Here is a 15,626-nt window from a genome sequence, read left to right on the forward strand (position 1 = left end):
GGCGCCGGGCGACGGCGCGGAACGGCGGCGCGCGCTGCGCCGGCCGTCACCCGCGTGACGCTTGCTCTTCCAGCCGCCGCACGGCTTCGGCCACTTCGTTTCTGAAGCGCACGAGCGCCGCCTGTTCCGGCGCCGGCGGCTGCACGGCCGCCCACAGCATGTCGATCAACTGCGTGGCCGTCGTTTCCGTATCGAGCTTGCGGTGCCCGAGGATCGCATCCCACAGCACGTGCTCCATCGGCCCGAACACCATCGAGCGCAGCAGGCTCAGCGGCAGATCCGCGCGAACCTGCCCGGCCGCCTGGCCGCGCGCGAGCACGTCCATCAACGGCGCCGTGTAGCGGCGCTGCAGCGCGGTGAGCTCGTCGCTCAGCGCATGCTGCTTCGCGCGGCCTTCCGACAGCACCAGCGCGCACAGCCCCGTGCCGTTCACGAGCATCAAGCGCAGATGGGTGCGCACGATGAACGCGAACTGCTGCTGCACCGACGCGTCCCGCGGCATCCCGTGTTCGAACGCGGCGATGATTTCGTCGTACCAGTCGGCGATCACACGCGCGCACAGCTCGCGCTTGCCGCGGAAATAGCTGAACACCGTCGCCTCCGACACGCCCACGCGCTGCGCGATTTCGGCGGCCGTCGCATGCTCGTAACCTTTTTCGGCGAACACGTCACGGCCGGCGCGCAGGATGTCCTGCACGCGCTGCTGGGATTTGCGCCCGGCGGGGGCGCGCGACGCGTCGGCGCGATCGGCTTTGGCGGTGGCGGTCATGGTGTCGGCGGGAGCGGCTGTCATCTTCGCATCATATCTGAGTATCACTCAAAAAACTATTGACGGCGAACCGGGCGCGGCGCGAAACTGTGCAAAATTTCCGCTGTATTGGTCAATGAATCGGCGTATTCATTCGATCTGAGCAAAACTCAGAAATCGGTGAGTGCGACACACTTTCTGGAGACGGAGGAGACATGATCAACCTGCCCGGCGTGCAATTCATGCTCGGTGAAGACATCGAGATGCTGCGCGACGCCGTCGCGACGTTCGCGGCGAAGGAAATCACGCCGCGCGCGGCGGAGGTCGACCGCACCGACCAGTTTCCGATGGATCTGTGGAAGAAATTCGGCGATCTCGGCGTGCTCGGCATGACCGTCTCCGAGGAATACGGCGGTGCGAACCTGGGCTACACCGCGCACATGGTCGCGATGGAGGAGATCTCGCGCGCGTCGGCGTCGATCGGCCTGTCGTACGGCGCGCACTCGAACCTGTGCGTGAACCAGATCCACCGCAACGGCACCGACGCGCAAAAGCGGAAGTACCTGCCGAAGCTCGTGTCGGGCGAACACATCGGCGCGCTCGCGATGAGCGAGCCCAACGCCGGCTCCGACGTCGTCAGCATGAAGCTGCGCGCGGACAAGCGCGGCGACCGCTACGTGCTGAACGGCACGAAGATGTGGATCACCAACGGCCCCGATTGCGACACGCTGGTCGTGTACGCGAAGACGGACATCGAAGCCGGCCCGCGCGGCATCACCGCGTTCATCGTCGAAAAGGGGATGAAGGGCTTCTCCGTCGCGCAGAAGCTCGACAAGCTCGGCATGCGCGGGTCGCACACGGGCGAGCTCGTGTTCCAGGACGTCGAGGTGCCGGAAGAGAACATCCTCGGCCAGTTGAACGGCGGCGTGAAGGTGCTGATGAGCGGCCTCGACTACGAACGCGCGGTGCTGTCGGGCGGCCCGACGGGCATCATGGCCGCGTGCCTCGACGCCGTGGTGCCGTACATCCACGACCGCAAGCAGTTCGGCCAGGCGATCGGCGAATTCCAGCTGATCCAGGGCAAGGTCGCCGACATGTACACCACGTTCCAGGCGTGTCGCGCGTATCTGTACGCGGTCGGCCGCCATCTCGACTCGGCGGGCAGCGACCACATTCGCCAGGTGCGCAAGGACTGTGCGGGCGTGATTCTCTACACGGCCGAGAAGGCGACGTGGATGGCCGGCGAGGCGATCCAGATTCTCGGCGGCAACGGCTACATCAACGAATACCCGGTGGGCCGCCTGTGGCGCGATGCGAAGCTGTACGAGATCGGCGCCGGCACGAGCGAAATCCGCCGGATGCTGATCGGCCGCGAGCTGTTCGCGGAAACGATGTAACGCCCCACGTCACGCGAACGGAGCCCCGTCGATGCCGATCATCGAATCGAAACTGAACCCGCGTTCGGAAGACTTCCGCGCGAATGCCGCGGCGCTCGAGGCGCTCGTCGCCGACCTGCGCGCGAAGATCGAACGGCTCGCGCAGGGCGGCGGCCAGGCCGCGCGCGACAAGCACCTGTCGCGCGGCAAGCTGCTGCCGCGCGATCGCATCGCGCAACTGCTCGATCCGGGCGCGCCGTTCCTCGAGTTCTCGCAGCTCGCGGCGAACGGCATGTACAACGACGACGCGCCGGGCGCGGGCGTCATCACCGGGATTGGCCGCATCGCCGGCCGCGAATGCGTGATCGTGTGCAACGACGCGACGGTCAAGGGCGGCACCTACTATCCGATCACCGTGAAGAAGCACGTGCGCGCGCAGGAGATCGCCGCGGAAAACCGGCTGCCGTGCGTGTACCTCGTCGATTCGGGCGGCGCGAACCTGCCGAACCAGGACGACGTGTTTCCCGATCGCGACCACTTCGGCCGCATCTTCTACAACCAGGCGACGATGTCGGCGGCGGGGATCGCGCAGATCGCCGTCGTGATGGGCTCGTGCACGGCCGGCGGCGCCTACGTGCCGGCGATGAGCGACGAGTCGATCATCGTGAAGGACCAGGGCACGATCTTTCTCGGCGGGCCGCCGCTCGTGAAAGCCGCGACCGGCGAGGAAGTGAGCGCCGAGGATCTCGGCGGCGGCGACGTGCATACGCGCCTGTCGGGCGTGGCCGACCATCTCGCGCAGAACGACGCGCATGCGCTGTCGATCGCACGCACCATCGTCGGTCACCTCGCGCCGAAGATCGCGTCGCCGGTTCAGCTTCGCGAGCCGAAGCCGCCGCGCTACGACGCGAAGAGCCTGTACGGCGTGATCCCGGCCGATACGCGCAAGCCGTTCGACGTGCGCGAGGTGATCGCGCGCATCGTCGACGATTCGGAGTTCGACGAATTCAAGGCGCGCTACGGCACGACGCTCGTCACCGGCTTCGCGCACATCTGGGGCCATCCGGTCGGAATCGTCGCGAACAACGGCATCCTGTTTTCCGAATCGGCCGTGAAGGGCGCGCATTTCATCGAGCTGTGCTGCCAGCGCAAGATCCCGCTCGTGTTCCTGCAGAACATCACGGGCTTCATGGTCGGGCGCAAGTACGAGAACGAAGGCATCGCGCGGCATGGCGCGAAGATGGTGACGGCCGTGTCGAACGCGAAGGTGCCGAAATTCACGGTGATCATCGGCGGCTCGTTCGGCGCCGGCAACTACGGGATGTGCGGCCGCGCGTTCGGCCCGCGTTTCCTGTGGATGTGGCCGAACGCGCGCATCTCGGTGATGGGCGGCGAACAGGCGGCGTCGGTGCTCGCGACCGTGCGCCGCGACGGCATCGAGGCGAAGGGCGGCGCATGGTCGCCGGAAGAAGAGGAAGCATTCAAGCAGCCGATCCGCGACCAGTACGAGCGCCAGGGGCATCCGTACTACGCGAGCGCACGGCTGTGGGACGACGGCGTGATCGATCCCGCGCAGACGCGCGACGTGCTCGGGCTCGGCCTCGCCGCGTCGATGAACGCGCCGATCGACGACACGCGCTTCGGCGTGTTCCGCATGTAACGCCCGGGAGGCAGACCGATGCGATACGAAACGATCAAGGTAAGCGAGGCCGGCCGCGTGGCGACCGTCACGCTCGCGCGTCCCGACGTGCGCAACGCGTTCAACGAGACGACGATCGCCGAGCTGACCACCGCGTTCGAATGGCTCGATGCGCACGAAGGCGTGCGCGCGATCGTGCTCGCCGCGGAAGGCGCCGCATTCTGCGCGGGCGCGGACCTGAACTGGATGAAGAAGATGGCCGGTTACTCGGACGACGAGAACCGTGCCGATGCGCGCAAGCTCGCGCGGATGCTCGAAGCGATTTACCGCTGCGGCAAGCCGGTGATCGCGCGCGTGCACGGCGACGCGTATGCGGGCGGCGTGGGCCTCGTCGCCGCGGCCGACATCGCGATCGCCGCCGACGGCGTGAAGTTCTGCCTGTCGGAAGCGCGGCTCGGGCTGATTCCGGCGACGATCGCGCCGTACGTCGTGCGTGCGATGGGCGAGCGCGCGGCGCGCCGCTACTTCACGACGGCCGAAGTGTTCGACAGCGCGCGCGCGGCGTCGCTCGGCTTCATTCACGACGCGGTGCCGGTCGACGCGCTCGACGAAACGGTCGCGAAGCTGGCCGCGACGCTCGTCGCGAACGGCCCCGACGCGGTGAAGGCGTGCAAGCGGCTCGTCGCCGACGTGGCCGGCCGGCCGCTCGACGCGACGCTGATCGAGCAGACCGCGGACTGGATCGCGAAGACCCGCGCCGGCGCGGAAGCGCGCGAAGGGATCGCGTCCTTCCTCGACAAGCGTGCGCCGTCGTGGCGTGAATGATCGCGTGACCCCAACCTTCCGGACGACATCGAAGCCATGTTCGACAAGATTCTGATCGCCAACCGCGGCGAAATCGCGTGCCGCGTCGCCGCGACGTGCAAACGTCTCGGGATCGCGAGCGTCGCCGTCTATTCCGACGCGGATGCGAACGCGAAACACGTGGCCGCGTGCGACGAGGCCGTGCATATCGGCGGCTCGGCCGCGGGAGACAGCTACCTGCGCGTCGAGCGCATCATCGAAGCCGCGCGCGCGACCGGCGCGCAGGCGATTCACCCCGGCTACGGCTTTCTGTCGGAGAACGAAGATTTCGCGCACGCATGCGAAGCGGCCGGCATCGTGTTCATCGGGCCGCCGGTCGACGCGATCGCGGCGATGGGGTCGAAGGCCGCCGCGAAGGCACTGATGCACGCGGCGGCCGTGCCGCTCGTGCCCGGCTATCACGGCGACGATCAGGACGCGGCCAGCCTGCATCGCGAAGCCGACGCGATCGGCTATCCGGTGCTGCTGAAGGCGAGCGCGGGCGGCGGCGGCAAGGGGATGCGCGTGGTCGAGCGCTCCGACGATTTCCCGGCGGCGCTCGCGTCGTGCCAGCGCGAGGCCGCGAGCAGCTTCGGCAACGACCGCGTGCTGATCGAGAAATACCTGACGCGCCCGCGCCACGTCGAGGTGCAGGTGTTCGGCGACACGCTCGGCAATACCGTGTACCTGTTCGACCGCGATTGCTCGGTGCAGCGCCGCCACCAGAAGGTGCTCGAGGAGGCGCCGGCGCCGGGCCTGCATCCGGACGTGCGCCAGGCGATGGGCGAAGCGGCCGTCGCGGCCGCGCGCGCGGTCGGCTATGTCGGCGCCGGTACCGTCGAATTCATCATGACGGGCGAATCGTTCTACTTCATGGAAATGAATACGCGCCTGCAGGTCGAGCATCCGGTGACCGAGATGGTCACGGGGCTCGACCTCGTCGAATGGCAATTGCGCGTCGCGGCGGGCGAGCCGCTGCCGCTGAAGCAGGAAGAACTGCGCGTGAACGGCCATGCACTCGAGGCGCGCCTGTACGCGGAGAATCCCGCGCGCGGCTTCCTGCCGTCGACGGGCACGCTGAAGCATCTGCGGTTGCCGGCCGGCGTCGAGTTCGCCATCGGCGCTGCGGTGCGCGTCGACAGTGGTGTGCGCGAAGGCGATGCGATCACGCCGTTCTACGATCCGATGATCGCGAAGCTGATCGTGCACGGCGCGGACCGCACGGAAGCGCTGGGCCTGATGCTGCGTGCGCTGCGTGCGTGCGAAGTGGTCGGCCTGCATACGAACGCCGCGTTCCTGCAGCGGATCGTCGCGTGCGCGCCGTTCGCGACAGCCGATCTCGATACGGGCCTGATCGAGCGCAACCACGATGTGCTGTTCGCACCGCAACAACCGCCGCGTGCGGCGCTCGCGCTGGCTTGCGCGGCGTTGCTCGCGCGCGAACGCGATGCGGCCGCGCAAGAGGGTGTGTCGCCATGGCGCGCGCTGTCGAACTGGCGGCTGAACGGCGGCTATCGCCGCACGCTCGAATGGCATGCGACCGATCGCGAAGCGGACGTGACGGTGACCTGCGAGGACGACGGCGCCGGCACGCGCATCGCGATCGGCGACGCGGCCGCGCAACCGTTCGCGTGGACGCGCGGCGCCACGCCGCTCGATTTCGACGTGACGCTCGGCGGCGTGCGCAGCAGCGGCCGCGTGTACGCGGACGGCGACACGTTCCACGTGTTCACGCAGGGCGCGGCCGAGACGTTCGAATGGCGCAACCTGCTCGCGCATGCGGGCGACGCGGAGCACGGCGGCGGCCGCCTGACCGCGCCGATGCCAGGCAAGGTGATCGCGGTGCTGGTCGAGCCGGGCCAGAAGGTCGAAGCCGGCACGCCGCTGATCGTGATGGAAGCGATGAAGATGGAACACACGATCGGCGCGCCCAGCGCAGGCGTCGTCGCGGAAGTGCTGTACGGCGTCGGCGATCAGGTCGCCGACGGCGCGCAGTTGCTGACGATGACGGAAGGCTGAACCGGCCTTGCTCTTGTGCGCGGGCCGGTTGCCGTCGCGGCCGGCCCGCAAAAAATGCGTTGCGGTTCGCCGTACGCCCGTCGTCTGGACTGCGCGGCTTCGATAGCGCCGACACATGAAGCAGGACGCGTGATTCGCGCCAGTCTTTCGAACGCCTTGCGACCTTCGCTGCTCCTCCCACACCATCGGGTGCCGTCCGCTGCGCACACCTCGATCTTCCCTCCACTCGACACCATCGTGTAACAAGTCGAACATAGCATCTCGGCGTCGATATGACCGGCGCGGGTTCGCGCCGCGTCACGTCATCATCCCCACGGAGAACCGTTATGCGAACGTCGGCCCTACGGCCTTTCGCGGCCGTCGGTCTGGTCGCGCTGACCGCCGCCCTCGGCGCCTGCAACGACGACCTGACCGCACCCGCCGCGCCCGCCGCGCAGCAGAAGGCCGCGTGCGGCGGCGCCGTGGTCGCCACCGCGCAGATGCGGTGCCCGCCGGGTTTCACCGCGCCTGCTTCGTCGCCTGCTTCCTGATACCGGCCGTTTCCACCAGAAATCCCATCAAGAGCAATCAGCATGGCCACTCATTCACGACGCGACTTTCTGAAGTTCTCGGCCGGCCTCGCCGGCGCGACCGCCGCCACCGCACTGCTGCCGGAATCGATCCGCAAGGCGCTGGCGATCGAGCCGAACACCGTGACGGGCACGATCCAGGATGTGCAGCACATCGTCGTGTTCATGCAGGAGAACCGCTCGTTCGACCACTACCTCGGTCACCTGAGCGGCGTGCGCGGCTACAACGACCGCTTCCCGGTCACGCTGCCGAACGGCAAGCCGGTGTGGTTCCAGCCGCGTCAGGAAGACAAGTCGAGCGTGATCGCGCCGTTTCGCTACGACACGACCAACCCGGGCGTCAACGCGCAATGTATCGGCGGCCTCCCGCACACGTGGGCGACGACGCACGGTGCGATCGACAACGGCCGCGCGGACCAGTGGGCCGTGCAGAAGTCGAACATGACGATGGGCTATCACGTTCGCGACGACATCCCGTTCCATTACGCGCTCGCGGATGCGTTCACGGTGTGCGACAACTACTTCTGCTCGATTCCCGGCAACACGCACCCGAACCGCATGTACCTGATGACGGGCATGGTCGATCCGCTCGGCACGGGCGGCGGCCCGCTGCTCGACAACACCGACTACATCGACAACCCGTTCGACAAGGTTCAGCTGCCGCCCTTCAACTGGACGACCTACCCGGAACGGCTCGAAAAAGCCGGTATCTCGTGGCAGATCTACCAGCAGGGCACCGGGTTCGACAACTTCACCGGCAACTACGGCACGAACATGCTCGCGTGCTTCAGCAACTTCGTGAACGCGCCGGCCGGTTCGTCGCTGCAGACGCGCGGGATGAGCACGCGTCCGATCACGCAACTGAAGGCCGACGTGCAGGCGAATGCGCTGCCGCAGGTGTCGTGGCTGCTGCCGCCCGCCGCGTATTCCGAGCATCCGAAGTTCACGCCGCTGTACGGCGCGTACTATCTGTCGACGATCCTCGATGCGCTGACGTCCAACCCGGACGTGTGGAGCAAGACGGTCCTGCTCGTCATGTACGACGAGAACGACGGCTTCTTCGATCATGTCGTGCCGCCGTCTGCTCCGACGCTGCCGGGCTCGGGCATGAGCACGGTGGACGTGTCGCTCGAGCGGCACGACGTCGTGACCGCCACGCAAGCCGGCACCTATACGGCCGACAACCTGCCGTACGGCCTCGGCCCGCGCGTGCCGATGTTCGTCGTGTCGCCGTGGTCGAAGGGCGGCTTCGTCTGCTCGCAGGTGTTCGATCACACGTCGGTGCTGCAATTCATCGAGAAGCGCTTCGGCGTGATGGAAACGAACATCTCGCCGTGGCGCCGCGCGATCTGCGGCGACCTGACGTCGGCGCTCGACTTCTCGAAATCGGATGCGACGGTGCCGACCCTGCCGAACACGCAGGCGTATGTCGCGCAGGCGGATCTGCAATGCTCGCGCGCGTCGTCGCAGACCGCGCCGGCCAGCACCGCGCAGCAGGTCGTGACCGCGCAGGAACCGGGCACGCGGCCGGCGCGCGCGCTGCCGTACGAATTGCATGTCACCGGCCAGTTGCAGCCGCAAGGGTACGCGCTGACGTTCGCGAATACCGGCACGCAGGGCGCGCACTTCTGGGTCTACACGGGCGACCTGTCCGCGATGCCGCGCCGCTATACGGTCGAAGCGGGCAAGCAGCTGACCGATACGTGGGCGCTCGATGCGAACGGCAACTACCTGGTGAGCGTGTGGGGGCCGAACGGCTATTTCCGGCGCTTCGCGGGTTCGGCTGCCGCGGATGCCGCTGCCAAGCCTGAAATCACGCCTTGCTATGACACCGCGAACGGCGACCTTTACGTGACGATCGCCAATGCGGGCGCCAGCCCGCTCACGGTCACGGCGACCGATGTCGCGTACGGCGGCGCGGCGCGCACGCTGACGGTTCCGGCCGGGCAGCGCGTCGAAGCGCACTGGGACTTGTCGTGCAGCAGCCACTGGTACGACCTGCAGTTCGCGGTGGCGGGCAATGCCGGCTGGGTGCGCCGCATCGCGGGGCACGTCGAGACCGGTAAGCCGAGCATCACCGACCCGGCCGCCGTGGCGCCGACGATTGCGGCGATCTGACGGTAACCGACGCGCGCCGGCTGGTTGAATCCACCCGGCGCGGGAGTTTGCGGTTCCGATTCCGAAGCGGCGGCTTCGGTGCGGCGGTTCGCCGTCGTGCGCCATCGTCCGCGCGCGTGGCGGGCCACATCCGTTGGTCATGCTCGATGTAGCGGTCCGCACGGCGAAACAGCCTGGGCGTGTCGACGCTGACGAGATCGGGCACGCCTTCGCCGTGCAACCGCCCGTCGCGCTCCATCGCGCGCATGAATGCAGCGGGTTGCCATCGCTGGCATAGACGCTCGACGTGTCCTGCCGTGCGGCGATCGTGGTCATCATGTCGCGCGGCATCGCATCGTTACGTTCGGTGCGCCGGAACGCGATCACGCCCGAGCTGAACGCCCGCCGGCCGATATCTTGCGCGAGCAGCCAGTCAGATCCTTCGAGCAGCCGCTCGACGACATACCGGCAGAGCGATTAGGGGTGACGGATTGTACGAACCGGTGCTGCGTGATGTTGGACGTGTTGCTTTGCAGCAGGTACCAGCCCGAACTTTCGGTGCTCGTTAATTTTCCAGTAATTCCATTGAAATAAAAATCATCGCATGGATTTCTCTCTGAAGATTCCGATATTGCATTATTGAGCTGAAAATTGCGAGATTTTAACGATTCGCAAACCTAATTTTATTGCCGTTGATTTGATTTTCAAATTTCGTATTTGTCTCATGGATTTCATTATGAAAATTTGCTTAACTCGGGAAAATTCGACGGCATCGTATCCCTGAGTTTGTAGCGAATGGGGCGTGCCGATGTATGTAACCCGTCATGCAACGGTGGCCATGCGAACCATTCAGGACGTGCTCCAACACCCGAGCGCGATCGTTACCCAGTCTCTTCATCTCGAGATCGCGACGCTTGCTTCCGCGCTCTCCGTGTTCGAATTCACGCTCACTGAGGCGATGAACACGCCGTTTCTGGCCGACATCACGGTCACGTCTCCAGACAAGCATATCGACGGCGCGGCCACCGTCGGGCGGCCGGCGATCTTCACGATCGACGAGCATGCATCGGTGCCGTCCCTGCCGGGATTGATCGACCCCGTGCGTCACACCGCTCGCACGGTGCACGGCGTCGTCACGCAGTGGACGCGAATCAAGACCACGCGTGACGAGGCAACCTATCAGCTTCATTTGAAGCCGCGGTTCGCGCTGCTCGAATCGGTGCACGACTCGGCCGTGTTTCTCGACCGATCCTTGCGCGAGTTGCTCACCGACGTGATCGTCGATCGCAGTCTGTTCCAGTCCTTCGACGTCGAGTTCGAGCTGGAAGGGCTTGACGGGAAGTTCGAACAAACCGTGATGTACGAAGAGACGGTTGCGAACTTTATCGACCGGCATTGCCGCCGCGCGGGCGTCTACTACTACTTCAAACAGGCGAAGAAAGAGGACGGCCCCCAACGCGACACGTTGGTGTTCGGCAATACGGCGCGAGGCTATGTGCGGGCGCTCGAAGTGCCGTTGCTGCCGCACTCCGGCCTGACGGGTTGGCACGAGGCGATTCTGACGTTGGAAGCCACGCGCGCGCTGGTGCCGCAGACGGTACGCGAATGGGACCACAACTATCGCATCCCCGACGATCCGCTGCAGGTCGAATCGGTCGTGGCCGACGACGATCGCTCGGTCTATGGGAGCGTGAACCGCGGCATCGAGCATTTCCATTCGATCGAAGAGGGGCAGGCGCTGGCCGATGCGCGGCGTGACGAACTGCGCACGCGGCAGATGCGGCTCGCGGGCACGAGTAACGTGATCGGCATGGCGCCTGGCATGGTGGTGCGGATCACCAATGACGTAGTGCCCGAGGCGCCGCACGGGATCGTGATCACGAAGCTCGTTACGACCGGTAGCCGCAGCCAGTCGGCGATCAATACCTTCGAGGCAATCCCGGCGCATCAGACCTATCGGCCCGAATACGTTCCTGAAAGGCATTGGCGATGGATCACCGGAATGCTGATCGGTGTGGTCGAGTCCGGCGATGACGAACCGTACGCATGGATGGACGAATATGGTCGCTATCGCGTCAGGCTCCTGTTCACCCGGCACAGCGGCAAGCGCGGCACGAACAGCATGCCGTTGCGCCTGCTGCGCGCGTCCGCGTCGTATCAGGGTGGCTTGCACATCCCCTTATTGCCAAGAACGGAGGTGCGCATTGTCCCGACGCAAGGCAATTGCGATCGGTTGCTGATTGCCGGGGCGGTTCATGACTACGCCCGGCGGGATCTGGTGCATGGCAAGGAGGGCTGGTATAGCCGTGCGGTGTTCCGTTCACCGTTGCTTGGCAACAAGCTGCGCTTCGAAGACCTGAAAAATCACGAGGGCATTCGGTTGGCGACGGTGTTCGGGAAGTCGTCGCTCAACATGGGCTATCTGGTCGACACGGAGAAGCACAAGCGCGGCGAGGGCTTCGAACTGACCACGCAGCACTGGGGCGCGGTGCGCGCGCCGAAGGGATTGTTTTTGTCGGCGGACGCGGCAGCCGGCTCCGAGACGCCGCATCTCGATATGCCTGCCGCGATTGCGCAGCTCAAGGCAGCATTGCAGCGCGTAACGGACCTTGCGGCAGCGACGACGCAGGCCAAGGCCGACCCTGCTGACCGTGCGGCGCAGGCGGCGCTGCTCGACGGCCTGAATCAGCTTCGCGACGCGGGGCTGCTTGCGAGTGCACCTGGCGGCATGGCGTTCGTGACAGCGAAATCGACGCAGCACTCCGCGGGCGAGAACGTGATCGTCACCGCAGGCCGGGATATGGACGTGAGCATCGTCAGGCGGCTGCGCATGGTGGCGGGGGACCTGATTTCGCTGTGCGCGCACAAGCTTGGACTGAATTTTGTCGCGGCGAAGGGCAAGGTCATGATGGCGGCGCTTACGGACGGGATGGATTTGTTCGCGAAACAGCAGATGCGCGTCGCGAGCCAAAGTGCGGACGTCCAGGTGTCGGCCAAGTCGAAGATCACGCTCAACAGCGGTGGTGCTTCGCTCGTAATCGAAAATGGCAACATGACATTTCACTGTCCCGGCGCCTTCACGATAAAGGCGGCGTCATTTTCGTTTCAGGGGCCGGACAACGTCACAACACCATTGCCGTCGCTACCGCAGACGAGCCTGAAGATTTCTGACCGGTACTCGTCGTCCCACTGAAGCCATGATCATCAGCCCTCCCTTCCTGCCCATATCGGGCACGACGTCTAGTGATGCGTCGAAGACGGACCCTATGATGGATGTCGTCGATCAGTTCGAGATTGGTCATCATGGAGTCTATCCCGTTGCTTTCGACCGGCGCTTTCACTGCGGCATTCATCTGGATCCGGGCGAGCAGCACGAACCGGTGCGCGCAATTGCCGATGGCGATGTGGTCGCGTATCGCGTTTGCAAAAGCGCTTTGTCTGATGGCGCGAAAGATCCGACTGGACAACCGTTGCTGAACTCGAATGCTGGATTTGTCTTGCTCAGACATAAGACCGATACAGGACATGGGCGAGCGATTACATTTTACTCACTATATATGCATTTGCTGGACATGACGGAACAGGAGCGGCTTGCTCCTCAGCCGATCAATCCGCCAGCGGAGGGATCGATGAATGCCCTGCCTGAATGGTTGCTCGATACGGCGGGCGGCAAAGACGGGATCGTTCAGTTGGGCGGCACAAAGAAGGTGTACCGCAAGGACATGCTCGGTTATGTCGGTCAGCACCAGGGAGTGCGGCATCTGCATTTTGAAGTTTTCATGTCGGACACCGACTTTACAGCCTGGTTTGATCAGGACGGCCACAAGGTTCAACTGGGTGAGAGGAATCCTGTTCAGCCTGCGTCGAGTGACTACTGGGGGCATTCCTACTTCGTCATTAAGGGGCCGCATGATTTTATCGCGCAGCCCGCGGGTATGGCGGACGACTGGTTTCCGCGTCTGCCAGGCGGTTCAATTGGTGAACAAGACATCCTTTATGTGGAAGCATGGTTCAACAAGGGGCGGCGCTACACATGCGCGTGGATCGACCGTGGTAGCAGCGGCAACGTTATCCTGCTTACAAAGGTGCCGGTTGCTGACCCGTACGACGGAGAAACAGGACAATATGAGTACGACCTGTATGATCGAGCGGTATCACTCTATTCAGAGTGTCCGAGCGATGGCTATGAAATGCTGCGCTTTGGGCGAATTCTTTCACGTACGGTGGTGACGGGGGAGGCCCCTGCTACTTGGGTGGCGGTGCCAATCGACGAGAACGGGACGCAGGGATATGTCAACATCGCTGCCGACAAGATCATCAAATTGTCGGATGCCGACTTTCCGTTCTTCAAGGGCTGGCAAAAAGTTGACGAAAGCAATACGCCGTTTAATCCGGATGGGTTATGCGGATACGATGAGCTTTGTCGTCTGATCGGCGTTACTGATCCACAGGCAACGTTCGGAATGATCCAGCCGCTCGAATACGACGGTAACAACGACGATAGTGCCAATCAGCTGCTCGCTGGCTATGTGCGGAATGCAGAGGGCGTGCGCACAAAGCTCAGGGGGCTGGTGTTCAACGCGCGCAGCGAGTGGGATCCGTCGGGCAACGACGATCGCTATCGAGGTCTGAATGAACCAGATGGATTCTTTGGCAAGCAGAAAGATACCAACCCGGATGGCTATGCCTTGTTTATTGAATTTCTCGGAAAATTCCAGTTTCTTGACAGGTTGCCATCCGAGGCATCGCTAGCAAAAAAGAAGCTCTGGTATTTTCATCCGCTCGAATTTATTCGTCATTTCAGGAAATGTGGATGGCTTGGTAAGAGGGAGATGCTCCAGCTTATACCGGATCATGTTATTAGAAAGCCGGGCTCACATAACTCCCCCTCTCAAGGAGTATGGGAGTCACCAAATCCAGATCATGCTTCGTCTTTGCTTGATAGGTTTGGGTTGGATTTGAACAGGTCGATGAGGAAGTTCAAGCTCGACACCCCTATTCGACAGGCGTGTTTTATAGCAAATGCCACACAAGAAACAGGGTGGTTCCGCTATCTTGCGGAAGGGAATCGCAATGATGGTGCAACAGACCTGCACAACGGTTGGTTTGGTCGGGGTTTTTTGTAGTTGACCAATCCTAACGGAAATATGGGCGGCGGAAATAATAACTACTATAAATATTTTAAATTTATTGGTCGACACCCGATTCTGCCGCCGGGGGCGCAGGAGTTGCAGTGGCGAAATGAGGTTGCAAGAGATGCTTATCATGCGAGTCATAGTGCAGGTGCTTATTGGGTTTGGTCCGGGAAATCGATGCCTACGGTGAACAATCCGTCTCGACCGCGGGTGGATAGTGCAAATAAATATGCAGATGAGATGGGTGTGAACGAAAGAAGGGTAATTCGAACAAACGCCGGAATTAAGGTGTGGTATTACAACCAATCCTTTGCGAATTGTGCTGCAGCAGTGAACTATCCGGGGGCTACAGGCAAAAACCCACCAAACATGAATGGTCTGGTAGATCGATCGACGTCGCTGACTAATGCGCTAATGGTTTTGACCGATATTGCGATTTTCAAGGGTCCAAATCAGGAAGATCTAACCTGGCCGGAAAACTTCACAAGACGGAAGTTGCCATGAGAAATATTTTTTGGATGTTGTTGGCTTTTTTGGGGCTCGGTGGGGCCGCGAGTGGTGAGCCGGTTTCTACTGGTCATGTCAATTATCGGGATAATGTATCTCTGTTGAAAAATCGGTGCGGATATGTTCTCGGCGAGAGTATATCGTCAAAGACAGTCGATTCTTCGGTGGGCGTAAATAATGGAATCATATCATTTGATTTTTATCTTGTGATGGCGCTCGATAAGAGGGCTATACGCGGGAAGTTGTCGTTTAGTTGTTTTATGGCTGAATCGAGTGTGTCGGGTTCAAGTGTTATGAATAACACCGTCGCGGCCGACGAAATTGCTTTGGAAGATTCTGGGGGGCGATATGTGCGTAATATCGTGTGGCAAAGGAAATATGAAGGAAAGGGGTGGGATGGAACCATTGCCTATGTTGATTCGATATATGGCGATCGAGAGAAGTTGACTGTTCCTGATTATTTCTTAATATGCCCTGACGCAATACATTACCCATGTTTCTCGTTTGAAATTGTGGGGCAGAGGCTTGACAAGAAGGAAATCGATCGAATTCCGGTGGCGCTTGGCGGAATTGGAGTTATTGCATTGCGATCTACGGCTCCTGAAAGAGACGACGGGGATCGATAGATTGTCATCCGCGATTAATTTGTCCCTGAGCTTCGGCACGCGGGGTGCTGGAAATTCCAAAAATCCC

Annotated in this window: 11 protein-coding genes; 10 read left to right on the forward strand and 1 reads right to left on the reverse strand. The window is 62.8% G+C overall.

Annotation, left to right across the window (positions count from 1 at the left end; all coding sequences use genetic code 11):
* Positions 1–46: 46 nt before the first annotated feature.
* A complete protein-coding gene (locus WS64_RS27860) occupies positions 47–793 on the reverse strand; it encodes a TetR/AcrR family transcriptional regulator (RefSeq protein WP_060968356.1) in 747 nt (248 codons plus the stop codon).
* 170 nt (positions 794–963) lie between these two features.
* Between WS64_RS27860 and WS64_RS27865 the strand changes: the two genes are divergently transcribed.
* The 10 genes from WS64_RS27865 to WS64_RS34650 all read left to right on the forward strand — a co-directional run bounded on the left by WS64_RS27865 (position 964) and on the right by WS64_RS34650 (position 15,559).
* On the forward strand, positions 964–2,145 hold the full coding sequence (locus WS64_RS27865; protein WP_059575483.1) for an isovaleryl-CoA dehydrogenase: 1,182 nt from the start codon (positions 964–966) through the stop codon (positions 2,143–2,145).
* 31 nt (positions 2,146–2,176) lie between these two features.
* A complete protein-coding gene (locus tag WS64_RS27870) occupies positions 2,177–3,784 on the forward strand; it encodes a carboxyl transferase domain-containing protein (RefSeq protein WP_060968357.1) in 1,608 nt (535 codons plus the stop codon).
* A gap of 18 nt (positions 3,785–3,802) precedes the next feature.
* Positions 3,803–4,588, forward strand: a complete 786-nt coding sequence (locus WS64_RS27875) for an enoyl-CoA hydratase/isomerase family protein (protein WP_060968358.1) — start codon at positions 3,803–3,805, stop codon at positions 4,586–4,588.
* Between the two features lie 36 nt (positions 4,589–4,624).
* Positions 4,625–6,625, forward strand: a complete 2,001-nt coding sequence (locus tag WS64_RS27880) for an acetyl/propionyl/methylcrotonyl-CoA carboxylase subunit alpha (protein ID WP_060968359.1) — start codon at positions 4,625–4,627, stop codon at positions 6,623–6,625.
* Positions 6,626–6,951: 326 nt separating this feature from the next.
* Positions 6,952–7,155: a hypothetical protein gene (locus WS64_RS27885; RefSeq protein ID WP_060968360.1), complete on the forward strand. Its 204-nt coding sequence runs from the start codon at positions 6,952–6,954 to the stop codon at positions 7,153–7,155.
* 42 nt (positions 7,156–7,197) lie between these two features.
* A complete protein-coding gene (locus tag WS64_RS27890; protein WP_060968361.1) occupies positions 7,198–9,312 on the forward strand; it encodes a phosphocholine-specific phospholipase C in 2,115 nt (704 codons plus the stop codon).
* Between the two features lie 817 nt (positions 9,313–10,129).
* Positions 10,130–12,484, forward strand: a complete 2,355-nt coding sequence (locus WS64_RS27895) for a type VI secretion system Vgr family protein (protein ID WP_060968362.1) — start codon at positions 10,130–10,132, stop codon at positions 12,482–12,484.
* Positions 12,485–12,560: 76 nt separating this feature from the next.
* On the forward strand, positions 12,561–14,417 hold the full coding sequence (locus WS64_RS33780; protein ID WP_244166662.1) for a hypothetical protein: 1,857 nt from the start codon (positions 12,561–12,563) through the stop codon (positions 14,415–14,417).
* A complete protein-coding gene (locus WS64_RS35420) occupies positions 14,418–14,930 on the forward strand; it encodes a hypothetical protein (protein WP_244166663.1) in 513 nt (170 codons plus the stop codon).
* Positions 14,927–15,559 carry a hypothetical protein gene (locus tag WS64_RS34650; protein ID WP_155720488.1) on the forward strand — a complete coding sequence of 211 codons (633 nt, stop codon included), beginning with the start codon at positions 14,927–14,929 and terminating at the stop codon, positions 15,557–15,559. The genes WS64_RS35420 and WS64_RS34650 overlap by 4 nt, the downstream gene beginning before the upstream one ends.
* The last annotated feature ends 67 nt before the right edge of the window (positions 15,560–15,626 follow it).

The organism is Burkholderia anthina (assembly GCF_001547525.1).
Lineage (GTDB): Bacteria > Pseudomonadota > Gammaproteobacteria > Burkholderiales > Burkholderiaceae > Burkholderia > Burkholderia semiarida.

What these genes read in the sequence shown, in the direction of transcription:
- WS64_RS27860 (WP_060968356.1), bottom strand. Translation starts at nt 793, where the DNA reads ATGACAGCCGCTCCCGCCGACACCATGACCGCCACCGCCAAAGCCGAT.
- WS64_RS27865 (WP_059575483.1), top strand. Translation starts at nt 964, where the DNA reads ATGATCAACCTGCCCGGCGTGCAATTCATGCTCGGTGAAGACATCGAG.
- WS64_RS27870 (WP_060968357.1), top strand. Translation starts at nt 2,177, where the DNA reads ATGCCGATCATCGAATCGAAACTGAACCCGCGTTCGGAAGACTTCCGC.
- WS64_RS27875 (WP_060968358.1), top strand. Translation starts at nt 3,803, where the DNA reads ATGCGATACGAAACGATCAAGGTAAGCGAGGCCGGCCGCGTGGCGACC.
- WS64_RS27880 (WP_060968359.1), top strand. Translation starts at nt 4,625, where the DNA reads ATGTTCGACAAGATTCTGATCGCCAACCGCGGCGAAATCGCGTGCCGC.
- WS64_RS27885 (WP_060968360.1), top strand. Translation starts at nt 6,952, where the DNA reads ATGCGAACGTCGGCCCTACGGCCTTTCGCGGCCGTCGGTCTGGTCGCG.
- WS64_RS27890 (WP_060968361.1), top strand. Translation starts at nt 7,198, where the DNA reads ATGGCCACTCATTCACGACGCGACTTTCTGAAGTTCTCGGCCGGCCTC.
- WS64_RS27895 (WP_060968362.1), top strand. Translation starts at nt 10,130, where the DNA reads ATGCGAACCATTCAGGACGTGCTCCAACACCCGAGCGCGATCGTTACC.
- WS64_RS33780 (WP_244166662.1), top strand. Translation starts at nt 12,561, where the DNA reads ATGGATGTCGTCGATCAGTTCGAGATTGGTCATCATGGAGTCTATCCC.
- WS64_RS34650 (WP_155720488.1), top strand. Translation starts at nt 14,927, where the DNA reads ATGAGAAATATTTTTTGGATGTTGTTGGCTTTTTTGGGGCTCGGTGGG.